The following is a 15,440-nucleotide window of genomic DNA, read 5'->3' as shown; positions in this document are numbered from 1 at the left end:
CACCCGGCCGGGCCGGGAGGGGCTGGTTCTGCGGTCGTGCAGAGGATGTAACGACCGCGGGCCCGCCATCATTCCGGGGGCACCGCATCCATCCGGGCAGGCCGGAGGGGGCTGCTACTGCGGTCGTACGGGATATGTAACGACGGCGGGCCGGCCACGATTCCAGGCTCAGGGTGCCACCGGTCACGGGACCCCCGACCAGGCCGGCACAAACCCGGCACCCGCCCAGGCTGCAACCCCCCGAGCCGAGCTGCCGACGCGAACCAGTACTGCACTGACGAACCCGGATCACCCGCCCAGCCGGCACTGCACTACCGAGACTGGTCACTGGCGCCAGACCGGACAACCAACCCAGCGCCGCACAGTTATCCCGCCACCCCCAAAACCCCACACCCTGCCCCTGTGGTCACGAGCAGCCGGATGCACCACCGCCACCCCGTTGATCAAGAAGTTTGCGCACTGATCGAGGGTGAAATCGTCCCCAAACTTCTTGATCAACGGTCGGGACGGCGGAGTGGGCGGGGGAGGCTGCGGGCAGGGGCGCGGCTGCGGGCGGGGGAGCGCTGCGGGCCGGGGCGCGGAGGGGGGCGGCACCGCAGCGGAGCGGGCAGGCGGGCGGGCGGCGGCGGGAAGTGTCGGGGGTGTTCGTGAGGATGCGTCGTGGAAGGGCGACGTGATGCCCACCACATACGATACGATTCGGTTCCGTATCGAAACTCCGCGTCCTACGCTCTGACCGTTACGAGTCTGCCCCGTATCGTATTTGCGATGCGGGTGAGCCGGGGGGAGAACCGGACCACATGGAACCGCACGAGAACACCGGACATCCGAGGCGGTGGGGGATCCTCGGCGTGCTGGTGATCAGCCTGCTCGTCGTCGTCCTCGACAACACGATCCTCAACGTCGCCCTGCGCACCCTGGCCGACCCGGTGCACGGCCTCGGGGCCAGCCAGGGCGAGCTGGAGTGGTCGATCAACTCCTACACGCTGGTCTTCGCCGGACTGCTCTTCACCTTCGGCGTCCTCGGCGACCGCTTCGGTCGTCGCCGGTTCCTGCTGATCGGGCTGGTGCTCTTCGGCCTGGCTTCGCTGCTGTCCGCGTACGCGCAGGACCCGGGCCAGCTGATCGCGGCCCGTGCCCTGATGGGGATCGGCGGCGCGGCGATCATGCCGGTCACCCTGTCGATCATCTCGAACGTCTTCGACCCCCGCGAGCGGGGCCGGGCGATCGGCGTCTGGGCCGGCGCGGTCGGCCTCGCCGTGGCGATCGGCCCGATCCTCGGCGGCGCGCTGCTGGAGCACTACTGGTGGGGCTCGGTCTTCCTGATCAACGTGCCGGTGGTGGCGATCGGCGTGGTCCTGGTGGCGATGCTGGTGCCGGAGTCCCGCGACCCCAGCCCCGGCCGGGTCGACCTGCTCGGTGTGGTGCTCTCGGTGGTCGGCCTGGTCGCCCTGACGTACGGGATCATCGACGGCGGCGAGCACGGCTTCGACCGTCCGGTGGTGTGGGCGTCGATCGTCGGTGGCCTGGCGGTGCTGGCCTGGTTCATCGACCACGAGCGGCGTAGCGACCACCCGTCGCTGGACGTCCGGCTGTTCCGGGTGCCGCGCTTCGCCGCCCCGGTGGCGATCGTCGGCCTGATCTTCTTCGCCGCCATGGGCGTCATGTTCTTCAGCTCGTTCTACCTGCAACTGGTCCGCGGTTACAGCCCGCTGCAGACCGGCCTGCTGTTCCTGCCGTTCGCCGGCGCCCAGCTGATCTTCGCGCCGCGCAGCGCCGCCATGGTCCGCCGGTACGGCGGCCGGGCGGTCGCCGTGGTCGGCCTCGGGCTGACCACCGTCGCGCTGGCCTCCTTCGCCTTCGTCGACGCGGACACCCCGATCTGGGTGGTGCTGGTGGTCTTCTTCCTCCAGGGCACCGGGATGGCCAACATCATGCCGCCCGCCACCGAGTCGATCATGTCGGCGCTGCCGCGGGAGAAGGCCGGTGTCGGCTCCGCGGTCAGCAACACCGTCCGGCAGGTCTCCGGTGCGCTGGGCGTGGCCGTGCTCGGCTCGGTCCTCTCCGCGGTCTACCGGGACGACATCGCCTCGGCGGTCGACGGGCTGCCCGCCCCGGCCCGCGAGGCGGCCAACGAGTCCGTCTCCGGGGCGTACGCCGCGGCGGGTCAGTTGGGGTCGGCGGCGCCGAAGCTGATCGCGGCGGCCAACGACGCCTTCGTCTCGGCGATGCACTGGGCGGCGGCGCTCTCCGCGGTGGTGGCCGCCCTGGGCATCCTCATCGTGCTCCGCTGGATGCCCGGTCGTCCCGACGCCGGCGCCGGCCCGGCCGCCACACCGCCGGTCGGAGAACCGGAGATGGCCGGAACCGCCTAGGTTCGGGAACAATGTCTGACATGACTTCCACCGCCGGTGCTCCGCGGTCGCCCGGGCGACCGCGGAGCGTCCGCGCGGACGAGGCCATCATCGAGGCCGTCCTCGACCTGCTCGCCGAGGGGAGCACGATCGAGGCGCTCTCGATCGAGGCCATCGCCTCCCGGGCCGGCGTCGGCAAGGCCACCATCTACCGGCGCTGGTCGGGCAAGGACGCGCTGCTGCTCGACGCGCTGCGCCGGCTCAAGGGCGTCCTGCCGCAGCCGGCCGGGGACTCCGTCCGGGACGACCTGGTCCTGCTGGTCGGCGCGGTCGGGCAGAACATCGACCCGCGGGCCGTGAAGATCATGCCCTGCCTGGTGCCCGAGGTGAACCGCAGCCCGGACCATTTCCAGCTCTACCAGAACATCATCGAGCCGCGGCGGATGCTGATGCGCGAGGTGCTGCGCCGGGGCGTCCGTACCGGTGAGCTCCGCGCCGACATCGACGTCGAGGTGACGATGGCGCTGCTCACCGGCCCGATGCTGGTGCAGCGGATGCTGCGCTGGCATCCGGAGCTGGACGACCAGATCCTGCCCGAGCGGATCGTCGACGCCGTCCTGGAGGGCATCTGGGCCCGCTGACCGCCGCCGGTGTTGCGACCTGTGGTCGGCTGCCGCCACGGCGGCGAGCCGGCCGTCGTCCGGCGCCGCCGACCCGACCCGCCCCGGCTCAGCCCGTCGGGGTACGCAGCCGGTGCAGACGCAGCGCCAGCTGCACCTCCAGCGCCCGCTCCGGCTTCTGCCAGTCCGGGCCGAGCAGCTGCCCGACCCGCTCCAACCGCTGGGTGACCGTGTTGACGTGCACGTGCAGCAGCTCCGCCGCCCGGGCCAGGCTGCCGCCCACCCCGAAGTAGGCCTCCAACGTCTTGACCAGGGCCGTGCCCCGCCGCGCGTCGTATTCCACGACCGGCCCCACCGTGGCGGCCAGGAATCGGGCCACGTCCCGCTCGCCCTGGTCGCCCACCGTGCCCAGCAGCAGCCCGACGAAGCCCAGCTCGGCGGTGCTCGCCCCCTCGCCGGCCCGGCCCAGCGCGCCCAGCGCGGTCAGGCAGCGGTCGGCCTCGGTGAAGGTGGCGGCCAACGCCGCCGGCCCCGAGGTCGGGCCGCTCGCCCCGGCGGTCACCGGCCGGCCGGTCACCCGGGACAGGTCCCGGGCCACCGCCCGGGCGCTGCCGCCGGCGTCCCGGCCCGGCAGCATCAGCACCACCCGGCCGTCGCGCGCCGCCGCCAGGCCGCCCCGGGTCGAGGCGTACGTGGTGGCCCAGGAGAGCACCCGCTGCCGGGCGGAGCCGGTGGCGGCGATCGCGTCCTCGCCGACCGCCACCAGCACGTGCGGCGCGTCCAGGTCCACCCCGAGCCGGCGGGCCCGGTTGCGCAGCGCGTCGGTGTCCCGCAGCGGGCGGGCGATCAGGTCGTCGAGCAGCTCGCCCCGGACCCGCCCCTCCGCCTCGGCCACGTTCCGGCGGAACAGCAGCAGCAGCGCGGTCACCAGCGCCGCCCGCTCCAGGATCCGCTGGTCGGCGTCGACCAGCTCGTCGTCCGGGCGCAGCACCAGCGCGCCCAGGTTCTCCGCGCCGGCCACCACCGCGGCGTACCAGAGGTGGCCGCGACGCACGCTGCGCCCCTCGGTCCGGGAGGCCGCCACGGCCTCCACCAGGTCCACCCGGTCCGGCTCGTCGATCTCGCCGACCCGGGCCAGCGCCCGCCCCTCGGCGTCCAGCGCCAGCAGCGTCCCGCCGAGCACGTCGGTGACCGCCGCGACCACGTCCTCGACGCCGCCGCCGCGCAGCACCAGCGCGGTCATCCGGTCGTGCGCCGCCGCGGCCCGCTCCACCGAGCTGCTGTGCGCCCGGATGGTGGTGTTCGCCGCGGAAAGCTCGGCCAGCGCCGAGCGGGTCTCGGCGAGCAGCCGGGCGGTGTCGATCGCCACCGCGGCGTGCGCGGCGAGGGAGACCAGCAGGGACACCTCCTCGCGGGCGAACGGTCGGGCCGACCGGTTCGCCGCGTAGAGCACCCCGATCACGCTCGACCCGAGCCGCAGCGGCACCCCGAGGATCGCCACCAGGCCCTCCTCGCCCACCCCGGAGTCGATCTCGCCGGTGTGGTGGAAGCGCTCGTCCTCCTGGTAGTTCGCGGTCACGTACGGGGTGCCGGTCTGGGCCACCAGCCCGCCCAGCCCGTCACCCATCTCCAGCCGCAGCCGCTGGAACCGCGCCGAGATCGAGCCGTCGGTGACCCGCATGTAGGTGTCGCCGCGCTCGTCGTCGTTGAGCGTCATGTACGCCACGTCGGCGCCGAGCAGGTGCCGGGCCCGGTGCACGATGGCCCGCAGTACGTCGTCGAGGTCGCGCAGGCCGGCCAGGTCGCTGGCGGTGTCGTACAGGCCGGAGAGCTCGGTCTCCCGGCGCCGCCGCCGCTCCAGCAGTCCGCGCACCCGCAGCGCGACCAGCTTGGCCTGTTCCAGCTCGGCCAGCCGCTCGGCAGGCAGCCCGGCCGCCCGGGCGGCCACCAGCGGGCCCTCGAACTCGACCGCGGCGGCCTCCCGGGCGAGCAGTTCGAGGAACTCCACCGGCGACGACATGACCGACATTGTGCGCGGCCCCACTAGTTCGCCGTCCAGCCCCCGTCGAGGGCGATCGAGGCGCCGGTGATGAAGGCCGCGGGTGGGGAGCAGAGGTACGCCATCAGCTCGGACACCTCCTCCGGCTCGATCAGCCGCTTGATCGCGGCCCGGGCCAGCATGATCTTCTCGACCACCTCGTCCTCGCCGACGCCGTGGCTGGCGGCCTGGTCGGCGATCTGGGCCTCCACCAGCGCGGTGCGCACGTACGCCGGGTTGATGCAGTTGGCGGTGACCCCGTGCGCGGCGCCCTCCAGCGCCACCACCTTGGACAGCCCCTCCAGCCCGTGCTTCGCCGACACGTAGGCCGCCTTGAAGGGCGAGGCGCGCAGCCCGTGCACCGAGGAGATGTTGATGATCCGGCCCCAGCCGCGGGCGTACATGTGCGGCAGCGCGCGCCGGATGAGCAGGAACGGCGCCTCCACCATCACCCGGTGCAGGTACGCGAAGCGTTCGGTGGGGAAGTCCTGCACCGGCGCGACGTGCTGGAGTCCGGCGTTGTTGACCACGATGTCGACGTCGGCGTCGAGCCGCTGCACCGCGGCCAGGTCCGCCAGGTCGACGCCCTCGGCCCGGCCGCCCGCCTCGGCGGCCACCGCCTTGGCCGCCTCGACGTTGCGGTCCACCACCAGCACCGCCGCGCCCGCCTCCGCGAGGCGCAGCGCGCAGGCCCGGCCGATGCCGCTGCCACCACCGGTCACCAGAGCGCTACGACCGGAGAGGTCGACGTGTACGACGTGGGGGACCGCCACGGGTTCTGCCGTCATGGCGCAAGAAGTTACGAGCTGTGTGGCCGGCGGCACATGGGCCGGCGACACATACTCGCCCCTCGGTCTGTGTGGGCAGGGCCGGAGCGGGGCGGGGACGGGGGCAGGCGGGCCACCGTGTCCCGCGGTACGGCCCGGCGTGTCCCCCCGGGTGCCGTGCCGGGCGGACCAGTAGGGTGTCGAACACACGTACTGCTGGCGGCTGGGGGAGGAGGCGGCGTGCGGGTGCTGGGCGTCGACCCGGGGCTGACCCGGTGCGGAGTCGGCGTGGTCGAGGGCGTGCCGGGGCGGCCCTGCACGCTGATCGCCTACTACGTCGTCTACACCGATCCCGGCGACGACCTGCCGCTGCGCCTGCTGCACCTGGACCGGTCACTGACCGAGCTGGTCGCCGAGCACCGGCCGGACGCGGTCGCCGTCGAGCGGGTGTTCAGCCAGCACAATGTCCGCACGGTCATGGGCACCGCCCAGGCCAGCGGGATCGCCGTGCTCGCCGGTGCGCGCGCCGGCCTGCCGGTGCAGACGTACACCCCGAGCGAGGTGAAGGCGGCGGTGACCGGTTCCGGTCAGGCCGACAAGAAGCAGATGACCACCATGGTCACCCGGTTGCTGCGGCTGGCCGAGCCGCCCAAGCCGGCGGACGCCGCCGACGCCTTGGCGCTGGCCATCTGTCACGTGTGGCGGGGTGGCACCCGGTCCAAGCTGGCCGCCGCCGCGGACCGGGCACGACGAGGAGGAGCGCGATGATCGCCAGCGTGCGCGGCACGGTGACCGCGACCGGTCCGGATCACGCGGTGGTGGAGGTCGGCGGGATCGGCCTGGCGGTGCAGTGCGCCCCCGGCACGCTCGCCGAGCTGCGGGTCGGCCAGCCGGCCCGGCTCGCCACCAGCCTGGTGGTCCGGGAGGACTCGCTCACCCTCTACGGCTTCCCCGACGACGACGCCAAGCAGCTCTTCGAGCTGCTCCAGACCGCCAGCGGGGTGGGGCCCCGGCTGGCCCAGGCGGTGCTCGCCGTGCACACCCCGGACGCCGTCCGCAAGGCGATCGCCAACGCCGACACCGCCGCGCTGACCCGGGTGCCGGGGATCGGCAAGAAGGGCGCCGAGCGGCTGGTGCTGGAGCTGCGCGACCGGATCGGCCCGGTCCCGGTGGGCGCCGACGGCGCGGCCGGGGTGACCGGCGGGGCCTGGCCCGAGCAGGTCCGCCAGGCGCTGGTCGGGCTGGGCTGGACGGCCGGCCAGGCCGACCAGGCGGTGGCCGCGGTGGCGGAGACCGTCGACGGGGAGACCCCGCCGGTCCCGGTCCTGCTCAAGCAGGCCATCCGGTTGCTGGGCCGGACCCGGTGAACGGCGACGACCTGGTCTCCGGGTACGTCAACGACGCGGAGCTGGACGCGGAGGCCACCGTCCGGCCGAAGCGGCTCGACGAGTTCATCGCCCAGCATCGGGTTCGCGACCAGCTCGACCTGCTGTTGCAGGGCGCGATGCGGCGCGGCAGCCCGCCCGACCACATCCTGCTGTCCGGGCCGCCTGGCCTCGGGAAAACGACGCTGGCCAACATCGTCGCCGCCGAGCTGGGCGCGGGCATCCGGGTGACCAGCGGCCCGGCGATCGAGCGCTCCGGCGACCTGGCGGCGATCCTGACCAGCCTGGCCGAGGGCGATGTGCTCTTCATCGACGAGATCCACCGGATCGCGAAGCCGGCGGAGGAGCTGCTCTACAGCGCGATGGAGGACTTCCGGGTCGACGTGGTGGTCGGCAAGGGGCCGGGGGCGACCGCGATCCCGCTGGACGTGGAGCCGTTCACCCTGGTCGGCGCGACCACCCGTTCCGGCCTGCTCACCGGGCCGATGCGGGACCGGTTCGGCTTCGTCGCGCACCTGGACTTCTACTCCCCGGTCGACCTGGAGGCGCTGCTGCACCGCTCGGCGCGGATCCTCGGCGTCCCGATCACGCCGGAGGGGGCGGTGGAGATCGCCGGCCGCTCCCGGGGCACGCCCCGGATCGCCAACCGGCTGCTGCGCCGGGTCCGCGACTTCGCCGAGGTCCGGGCCGACGGGGTGGTCACCCTGGAGACCGCCCGGGCGGCCCTGCTCGTGTACGACGTCGACGCGCTGGGCCTGGACCGGCTGGACCGGGCGGTGCTGACCGCCCTGGTGGACTCGTTCCGAGGTGGCCCGGTGGGCCTGTCCACCTTGGCCGTGGCGGTGGGGGAGCAGCCCGACACGGTCGAGGAGGTCTGCGAGCCCTTCCTGGTGCGGGCCGGTCTGCTGGCCCGGACGCCGCGGGGGCGGGTGGCCACCGAGGCCGCCTGGCGCCATCTGGGTCGTACGCCGCCAAATGGTACATTTGGCACGGAGGCCGCGTCCACGCCCGATCTGTTCTCCGCCGCGCCCGATCAGCCGTGATCCGAACGTGATCTGCACCGCATTCGGCGTTCTCAGGCGCAGGGATTAGACTCGCGCCGGTCTGTACAGGATGTGAGAATCCGCCTCCGCTCCGGCATTCGCGTCGGGTCGGGGGCCAATGGGAAGGTCGCACACCGTGCTCTACGCAGCAGCCTCCGGCGGAGGCGCCGGCGGTCTCACGCCGATCCTCATGATCGCCCTGCTCTTCGGCGTCATGTACTTCATGATGATCCGGCCGCAGCAGAAGCGCCGCAAGGAAGCCGAGTCCATGCAGGCCACCCTCTCCCCGGGCGACGAGGTCGTCACCATCGGCGGGCTCTACGGCACCGTCACCGGCGTGGACGACGACACGGTGCTGCTCGAGGTGGCACCCGGCGTGCAGACCCGGTACGCCCGTCCGGCCATCGCCCGGGTGGTCAACCAGGCCGAGCGCGTCGAGCCGGCCGAGCCGGTCACCGAGGACGCGGACGCCGTCAAGGAATGAGTGTCGTACCCGGTCCCAGTCACGGGGTCGGGGGTGACGGAACAACTGGATAGGTGGGCCGGCCTCCGGGGCCGGCACGGGTTCCCGCCCGACCGGCGCTGTCCGCGTCGGCGGCGGTACGTCGTGCCGACCGAGGCCGGAGCCGGCCCGTGAGAGCACGTCGGCCCGGACCCCCGGGTCCGACCTCGCCGCCGCTTCACCAGCGGCGCGACCGTTACAGGGAGACAGGACAGCCGTGGCACCACCTCAGGGACAGATGCGCCCAGGGCGGCAGCTCGCCGTACTCGGGCTCATCTTCGTCGTCCTCTATTCTTTGGTGTTCTTCTCCGGCGCCCATGGTGGCTGGAAGGACCGGCTGGAGCCCCGGCTCGGGCTGGACCTCATCGGTGGCACCCGGCTCACGCTGGAGGCCACCAACAGCCTCGACGGCAAGCCGCCCACCGCGGCGAACCTGGAGGAGGCCCGGCAGATCATCGAGAGCCGGGTCAACGGCTACGGCGTCGCCGAGGCCGAGGTGGTCACCGAGGGCAACCGGAACATCGTCATCTCCCTGCCCGGTGAGAACCGCGACCTGACCGACGTCGGCAGCGCCGCGGAGCTGCGGTTCCGCAAGGTGCTCAAGGCCGCCGACGGCAGCGGCGCGGCGGCCGCCCCGGCGGCGACCCCCACCCCGGCCCCGTCCGGCAGTGCCGCGCCGAAGCCGTCGGCCACCGCGTCGGCGAAGCCGTCCGGCAGCGCCGCGCCGAAGGTGACCTCGTCGCCGAGCGCCGGTGGCCAGGGCGGCGGCGCCCCGGCGCCGAGCGCCAGCGCCACCCCCTCCGCGTCGGCCTCGTCGAGCGCCCCGGCCGCGTCGCCGAGCGCCAGCGCCCCGCCGGTGTCGCAGAGCATCGAGCAGCAGCGGCAGGCCGTCCAGAAGAAGGTCGGCGCGCCCGCCTGGGCCGCCGCGAGTGGTCTGCAGGCCCCGGCCGACCTCGCCGCCGACCCGTCGCTGGCCGAGCGGCTCAAGCCGTTCAGCACGCTCTCCCCACAGGAGATCGCGGTGCTGACGCCGGAGATGCAGTTCAACGTCCCGACCATCAGCTGCGCCCAGCTGGACAAGCGGCCGGCGGCGTCGATCAAGGACCCGAAGCAGCGGGCGGTCGCCTGCGAGGGCGGCGCGGCGAAGTACCTGCTGGACGTGGCGAAGGTGGAGGGCACCGACGTCAAGGACGCCAATGCGGTGCTCGACCAGACCAGCGCCTGGGTGGTCAGCCTGAACTTCACCGGCGACGGCCAGGGCAAGTGGACCGAGCTGACCCGCGAGGCGTTCCAGAACACCGGTAACGCCTGCGACCAGGCCGCGCTCGGCAACGAGGGCAAGTGCCGGGTGGCCGTCGTGCTGGACAACGCGATCGTCTCGGCGCCGGAGATCCAGGGCGTGCTGACCGGCGACTCGCAGATCAGCGGCAGCTTCGACAGCAAGTCGGCCAACGACCTGGCCAGCCAGCTGCGCTACGGCGCCCTGCCGGTGACCTTCGTGCCGCAGACCCAGCAGAACGTCACCGCGACCCTCGGCGACAGCCAGCTGCGGGCCGGTCTGCTCGCCGCCGGCATCGGCCTGCTGCTGGTCATCATCTACTCGTTCTTCTACTACCGGCTGCTCGGCTCGGTCATCTTCCTGAGCCTGGTGCTCTCCGCGCTGCTGGTCTTCGGCGCGCTGGTGGTGCTCGGCCGGCAGATCGGCTTCACCCTCACCCTCGCCGGCATCGCCGGCATGATCGTCTCACTCGGTGTGGCGGCGGACTCCTTCGTCATCTACTTCGAGCGACTCAAGGACGAGATCCGCGAGGGCCGCAGCCCGCGCAGCGCGGTGCCGCGCGCCTGGATCCGGGCCCGCCGGACGATCATCTCGGCGAACGCGATCACGCTGATGTCGGCCGTGGTGCTCTACATCGTCTCGGTCGGCACGGTGAAGGGCTTCGCCTTCGCGCTCGGCCTGGCCACGGTGCTGGACCTGGTGGTGGTCTTCCTCTTCCGTCACCCGATCATGACGATGTTCGCCAGCACCAAGGCGTTCCTGTCCCCGCGGGTCAGCGGCCTCGGCCGGGCCCTACCGGCCCGCTCCGCCGAACCGGCCACCCCCCGCAACCCGCGCGTCAAGGAGGCCTGAGATGGCTAAGACGGGTCTGGCGTCCCGGCTCTACCGGGGCGAGGCCGATCTCAACATCGTCGGCCGGCGCAAGCTGTGGTTCGGCGTGGCCGCCACGCTGATCCTGATCGCGTTGCTCAGCTTCGCCGTACGCGGGTTCAGCCTCGGCATCGAGTTCGCCGGCGGCAACTCGTTCCAGGTGCCGGCCAGCGTCGGCACTCTGGACGAGGCCCGCGAGACGGTCGGCACCGCCCTGGAGGCCAAGGGCGGCGGTGCCGAGGTGGTGACCGCGCAGAAGGTCGGCGGCGCGGGCGGCGACTTCTACGAGATGCGCACCACGCAGCTCACTCCCGACCAGGCCGCCTCGGTCAAGGGCGAGATCGCCCGCGACTTCGGCATCCAGCCCGGCCAGATAAGCGGCGACCAGGTCTCCGAGGCGTGGGGCAAGCAGGTCACCGAGCGCGCGCTGCTCGGCCTGGTGCTCTTCATCGCGGTGGTGGCGCTCTACCTGATCGTCCGCTTCGAGTGGCGGATGGCGGTCGCCGCGATCGCCTCGCTGTTCATGAACCTGATCCTCACCGCCGGCATCTACTCGCTGGTCGGCTTCGAGGTCACCCCGTCGACGATCATCGGCTTCCTCACGATCCTGGGCTTCGCGCTCTACGACGTGGTTGTCGTCTTCGACAAGGTCCAGGAGAACACCCGGGGCATCACCGCGAACAACAACCAGACGTACGGCGAGGCGGCCAACCTGGCGCTCAACCAGAGCCTGATGCGGTCGCTGAACACCTCCGTGGTGGCCCTGCTCCCGGTCGGCGGTCTGCTCTTCATCGGTGCCGGCCTGCTGGGCGCGGGCACCCTGAAGGACCTGGGTCTGGTGCTCTTCGTCGGTATGGCGGTGGCGTTCCTGACCTCCATCCTGCTGGCCACCCCGCTGCTGGCGGTGCTCAAGAACTCCGACCCGCGGATCCAGGCGCACAACAAGCGGGTGCTGGGCCGCCGGGGCGCCATCGCCCGGGGCGAGCTCACCCCGAAGGGCACCCCGCGGTCGGCCGACGAGGCCGGCGACGAGGGGATCGACGCGGAGTCCGCGGCTCTGGCCGGCACCGCGCCGAAGGTGGGCGCGCGTCCCGTCGGCAAGCGTCCGACCGGCGCCCGCGGCGGCCGTCCCAGCGGCGGCGGGGGCAACCGGCCGGGTGGCGCCAAGCGGCGCTGACCGAGCCGGGCACCCGGTAAAGATCGAACCGACGGCGTCCGCCATGCTGTGCGAGCAGCGTGACGGACGCCGTCGTCGTACCGAAGGGAAACGGAAACACCGTGACGGAGACCCAGAGCACCGGGGTACGGGGAGACAGCGGTCCGGAGTTCGCCCAGCTGGTCGCGAGCCGGGTGCTGGACGTGCCGGACTTCCCCAAGCCCGGCGTCGTGTTCAAGGACCTGATGCCCCTCTTCGCCGACGGCGACGTGTTCCGCGAGGTGATCGACGGGATCATCGGGTACCACGGGCGTGACTCGTTCGACATCGTGGTCGGCATCGAGGCCCGGGGCTTCGTGATCGCCGCCGCGATCGCGTACGCGACCGGGCTCGGCGTGGTGCCGGTGCGCAAGGCGGGCAAGCTGCCGCGCCCGGCGTACTCCGCCTCCTACGCGCTGGAGTACGGCGAGGCGACCCTCGAGGTGCACCAGGACGCCTTCACCGCCGGGCACCGGGTGCTGGTGGTGGACGACGTGCTGGCCACCGGGGGGACCGCCGAGGCGACCCTCGACCTGGTCGAGCGGGCCGGGGGCACCGTGGCCGGCTTCACCGTCCTGCTGGAGCTCGGCTTCCTGGAGGGCCGCCGGAAACTGGCCGGCCGTCCGGTGCATGCCCTGCTGACCGTTTGATCCGGCCCGGTCCGGGCGGGCCCGGACCGGGCCGTCCGGCGGAGCGGCAGGGCACCCACCGTGCGGGTAGCATTGCCCTTTGCTGACCGGGCGGTCCACCGTCCGGGCGGCGCGAGGACCGGCCGGCGCGCGTTGCCGGCCCGGAACAACACCGGCCGGTGGGCCGGTTGAAGAGGACGTCGACCGGACGGTCGGCGCGTCCCCGGCGAGCGGTGAGGAGGCCGGTGTCCCACGATGTCGTCCCTCCGGTGGAGGGCACGGTGCACCCGACAGGCGAGGCCGACGGCTCGGTGACCGACCGGAAGAGCAACCCGCCGGCCGGGGTGGCAGGTGCCGGCGACGGCGTCGCCGCTGAGCCGGCCGGCCCGCGCGACGACGCGGCCGTGGCGCCGTTGCCGGCCGACGGTGACCCCTCGCCGAGCGGCGGTTTCGCGCTCTCCAACGCGCCGACCGGCCGCCGGGTGCGGGCCCGGCTGGCCCGGTTCAACGCGCCGTGGCAGAGCTCCCAGGTCAGCGAGGTTCTCGAGCCGCTGATCTCCACCCACCGGGAGAACCACCCCAAGGCCGACGCCCGGCTGCTGCAGCGGGCCTTCGACACCGCCGCGCGCTGGCACTCCGGGCAGTACCGCAAGTCCGGCGACCCGTACATCACCCACCCGCTGGCGGTGGCCACCATCCTGGCCAACCTGGGGATGGACACCACCACCCTGGTCGCCGCGCTGCTGCACGACACGATCGAGGACACCGCGTACACCCTCGACCAGATGCGCGCGGACTTCGGCGGCGAGGTCACCCTGCTCGTCGACGGCGTGACCAAGCTCGACAAGGTCAAGCTGGGCGACGCCGCCAAGGCGGAGACGATCCGCAAGATGGTCGTGGCGATGGCCAAGGACCCGCGGGTGCTGGTGATCAAGCTGGCGGACCGGCTGCACAACATGCGGACCCTGACCTTCCTGCCCCGCCCCAAGCAGGAGCAGAAGGCCAAGGAGACGCTGGAGATCCTGGCCCCGCTGGCCCACCGGCTGGGTATGAACACGATCAAGTGGGAGCTGGAGGATCTCGCCTTCGGCACGCTGTTCCCGAAGCGGTTCGAGGAGATCAACCGGCTGATCGGGGAGCACCAGCCGCAGCGCGAGGCGCTGCTGCGCCAGGTGACCCAGAAGGTGTCGACCGACCTGAAGGCCGCCAAGATCAAGGCGGAGACCACCGGCCGGCCGAAGCACCTCTACTCGATCTACCAGAAGATGATCGTGCGGGGTCGCGACTTCAACGACATCTACGACCTGGTCGGGGTGCGGATCCTGGTCGACACGGTGCGGGACTGCTACGCGGCGCTGGGCGTCATCCACGCCAACTGGCAGCCGGTGCCGGGTCGGTTCAAGGACTACATCGCGATGCCCAAGTTCAACATGTACCAGTCGTTGCACACGACGGTCATCGGGCCCACCGGCAAGCCGGTGGAGATGCAGATCCGCACGTACGCCATGCACCGCACCGCCGAGTTCGGCATCGCGGCGCACTGGAAGTACAAGGAGCACAAGGGCACTCAGATCGTCGGCCCGCCGGCGCACATCGACGAGATGACCTGGCTGCGTCAGCTGCTGGACTGGCAGCGGGAGGCGGCCGACCCCAGCGAGTTCCTCGACGCGCTGCGCTTCGACCTGTCCAGCCAGGAGGTGTACGTCTTCACCCCCAAGGGTGACGTCATCCCGCTGCCGACCGGGTCGACGCCGGTGGACTTCGCGTACGCGGTGCACACCGAGGTCGGGCACAAGTGCATCGGCGCGCGGGTCAACGGCAAGCTGGTGCCGTTGGAGTCGACGCTCTCCAACGGCGACGTGATCGAGATCTTCACCTCGAAGTCCGACACGGCCGGCCCGACGCAGGACTGGCTCGGCTTCGTCAAGAGCCCGCGCGCCCGCACCAAGATCCGCCAGTACTTCAACAAGGAGCGGCGCGAGGAGGCGATCGAGGCCGGCAAGGACGCGATCGTCAAGGCGATGCGCAAGCAGGGCATGCCGTTGCAGCGGATGCTCACCTCGGACGCGCTGATGGCGATCGCCCGGGATCTGCACCTGGCCGACGTGGCCTCGCTCTACGCGGCGGTCGGCGACAGCCAGGTCTCCGCGCAGTCGGTGGTGCAGAAGCTGATGGCCGCGTACGGCGGCGAGGAGGGCGCGGCGGAGGACATCGCCGAGACCGCCGTCGCCACCCGGCCGCCGCGCAGCCGGCAGAGCAGCAGCGACCCCGGCGTGGTGGTCCGCGGCGTCAGCGACGTCTGGATCAAGCTGGCCCGCTGCTGCACCCCGGTGCCGCCGGATTCGGTGTTCGGCTTCGTCACCCGCTCCGGCGGGGTCAGCGTGCACCGGGACGACTGCGCCAACGCCGAGGACCTGCGGGCCCAGAGCGAGCGGGTGGTCGAGGTCAGTTGGAAGCTCACCTCCGCCTCGACCTTCCTGGTCGCGATACAGGTCGAGGCGCTGGACCGGCACAAGCTGCTCGCCGACGTCACCCGGGTGCTCTCCGACGAGCGGGTCAACATCCTCTCCGCCACCGTCACCACCACCCGGGACCGGGTGGCGGTGAGCCGGTTCAGCTTCGAGATGGCCGACCCGAAGCACCTGGGCCACCTGCTCGCCGCGGTCCGCAAGGTCGACGGCGTCTTCGACGCCTACCGGGTCACCTCCGGCGCCTGAGGGCACACCCACGCGAAAGCGCCCGCCGGCTCAGCCGGCGG

Annotated in this window: 12 protein-coding genes; 10 read left to right on the top strand and 2 right to left on the bottom strand. The window is 72.5% G+C overall.

Annotated features, from left to right (window positions below):
• Window positions 1–800 precede the first annotated feature (800 nt).
• Window positions 801–2,375, top strand: coding sequence for an MFS transporter (locus V6U81_RS24725; RefSeq protein ID WP_334492589.1), 1,575 nt, complete (start codon window positions 801–803; stop codon window positions 2,373–2,375).
• Window positions 2,376–2,386: 11 nt separating this feature from the next.
• Window positions 2,387–2,995, top strand: a complete 609-nt coding sequence (locus V6U81_RS24720; protein ID WP_334492588.1) for a TetR/AcrR family transcriptional regulator — start codon at window positions 2,387–2,389, stop codon at window positions 2,993–2,995.
• A gap of 88 nt (window positions 2,996–3,083) precedes the next feature.
• Here V6U81_RS24720 and V6U81_RS24715 read toward each other — a convergent pair whose 3' ends face one another.
• Together V6U81_RS24715 and V6U81_RS24710 are read right to left on the bottom strand one after the other, a co-directional pair.
• Window positions 3,084–5,003, bottom strand: a complete 1,920-nt coding sequence (locus V6U81_RS24715) for a helix-turn-helix domain-containing protein (protein WP_334492586.1) — start codon at window positions 5,001–5,003, stop codon at window positions 3,084–3,086.
• A 14-nt stretch (window positions 5,004–5,017) separates the two neighbouring features.
• Window positions 5,018–5,800, bottom strand: a complete 783-nt coding sequence (locus tag V6U81_RS24710) for a 3-hydroxybutyrate dehydrogenase (protein WP_334492584.1) — start codon at window positions 5,798–5,800, stop codon at window positions 5,018–5,020.
• A gap of 219 nt (window positions 5,801–6,019) precedes the next feature.
• Here V6U81_RS24710 and ruvC point away from each other — a divergent pair, with 219 nt between their 5' ends.
• The 8 genes from ruvC (at window position 6,020) to V6U81_RS24670 (ending at window position 15,399) form a co-directional block, all read left to right on the top strand.
• Window positions 6,020–6,547, top strand: a complete 528-nt coding sequence (ruvC, locus tag V6U81_RS24705) for a crossover junction endodeoxyribonuclease RuvC (RefSeq protein WP_334492582.1) — start codon at window positions 6,020–6,022, stop codon at window positions 6,545–6,547.
• Window positions 6,544–7,146, top strand: a complete 603-nt coding sequence (gene ruvA / locus V6U81_RS24700; protein WP_334492580.1) for a Holliday junction branch migration protein RuvA — start codon at window positions 6,544–6,546, stop codon at window positions 7,144–7,146. Before ruvC ends, ruvA begins: the two co-directional genes overlap by 4 nt.
• Window positions 7,143–8,207 carry a Holliday junction branch migration DNA helicase RuvB gene (ruvB, locus tag V6U81_RS24695; RefSeq protein ID WP_334492579.1) on the top strand — a complete coding sequence of 355 codons (1,065 nt, stop codon included), beginning with the start codon at window positions 7,143–7,145 and terminating at the stop codon, window positions 8,205–8,207. The genes ruvA and ruvB overlap by 4 nt, the downstream gene beginning before the upstream one ends.
• 136 nt (window positions 8,208–8,343) lie before the next feature.
• Entirely contained in the window at window positions 8,344–8,691 is a 348-nt protein-coding gene (gene yajC, locus V6U81_RS24690) for a preprotein translocase subunit YajC (RefSeq protein WP_334492577.1), read from the top strand.
• 235 nt (window positions 8,692–8,926) lie between these two features.
• The gene (gene secD / locus V6U81_RS24685; RefSeq protein WP_334492575.1) at window positions 8,927–10,840 is read left to right on the top strand and encodes a protein translocase subunit SecD; all 1,914 of its coding nucleotides are present in this window, start codon (window positions 8,927–8,929) and stop codon (window positions 10,838–10,840) included.
• Window position 10,841: 1 nt separating this feature from the next.
• The gene (gene secF, locus V6U81_RS24680; protein WP_334492573.1) at window positions 10,842–12,035 is read left to right on the top strand and encodes a protein translocase subunit SecF; all 1,194 of its coding nucleotides are present in this window, start codon (window positions 10,842–10,844) and stop codon (window positions 12,033–12,035) included.
• 101 nt (window positions 12,036–12,136) lie between these two features.
• Window positions 12,137–12,703, top strand: coding sequence for an adenine phosphoribosyltransferase (locus tag V6U81_RS24675; RefSeq protein ID WP_334492571.1), 567 nt, complete (start codon window positions 12,137–12,139; stop codon window positions 12,701–12,703).
• A gap of 224 nt (window positions 12,704–12,927) precedes the next feature.
• Window positions 12,928–15,399: a RelA/SpoT family protein gene (locus V6U81_RS24670; protein WP_420884077.1), complete on the top strand. Its 2,472-nt coding sequence runs from the start codon at window positions 12,928–12,930 to the stop codon at window positions 15,397–15,399.
• Window positions 15,400–15,440 lie beyond the last annotated feature (41 nt).

The sequence above is a fragment of the Micromonospora lacuserhaii genome (assembly GCF_036902735.1).
GTDB lineage: Bacteria > Actinomycetota > Actinomycetes > Mycobacteriales > Micromonosporaceae > Micromonospora.
This window is presented reverse-complemented; position numbering and strand designations above follow the sequence as displayed.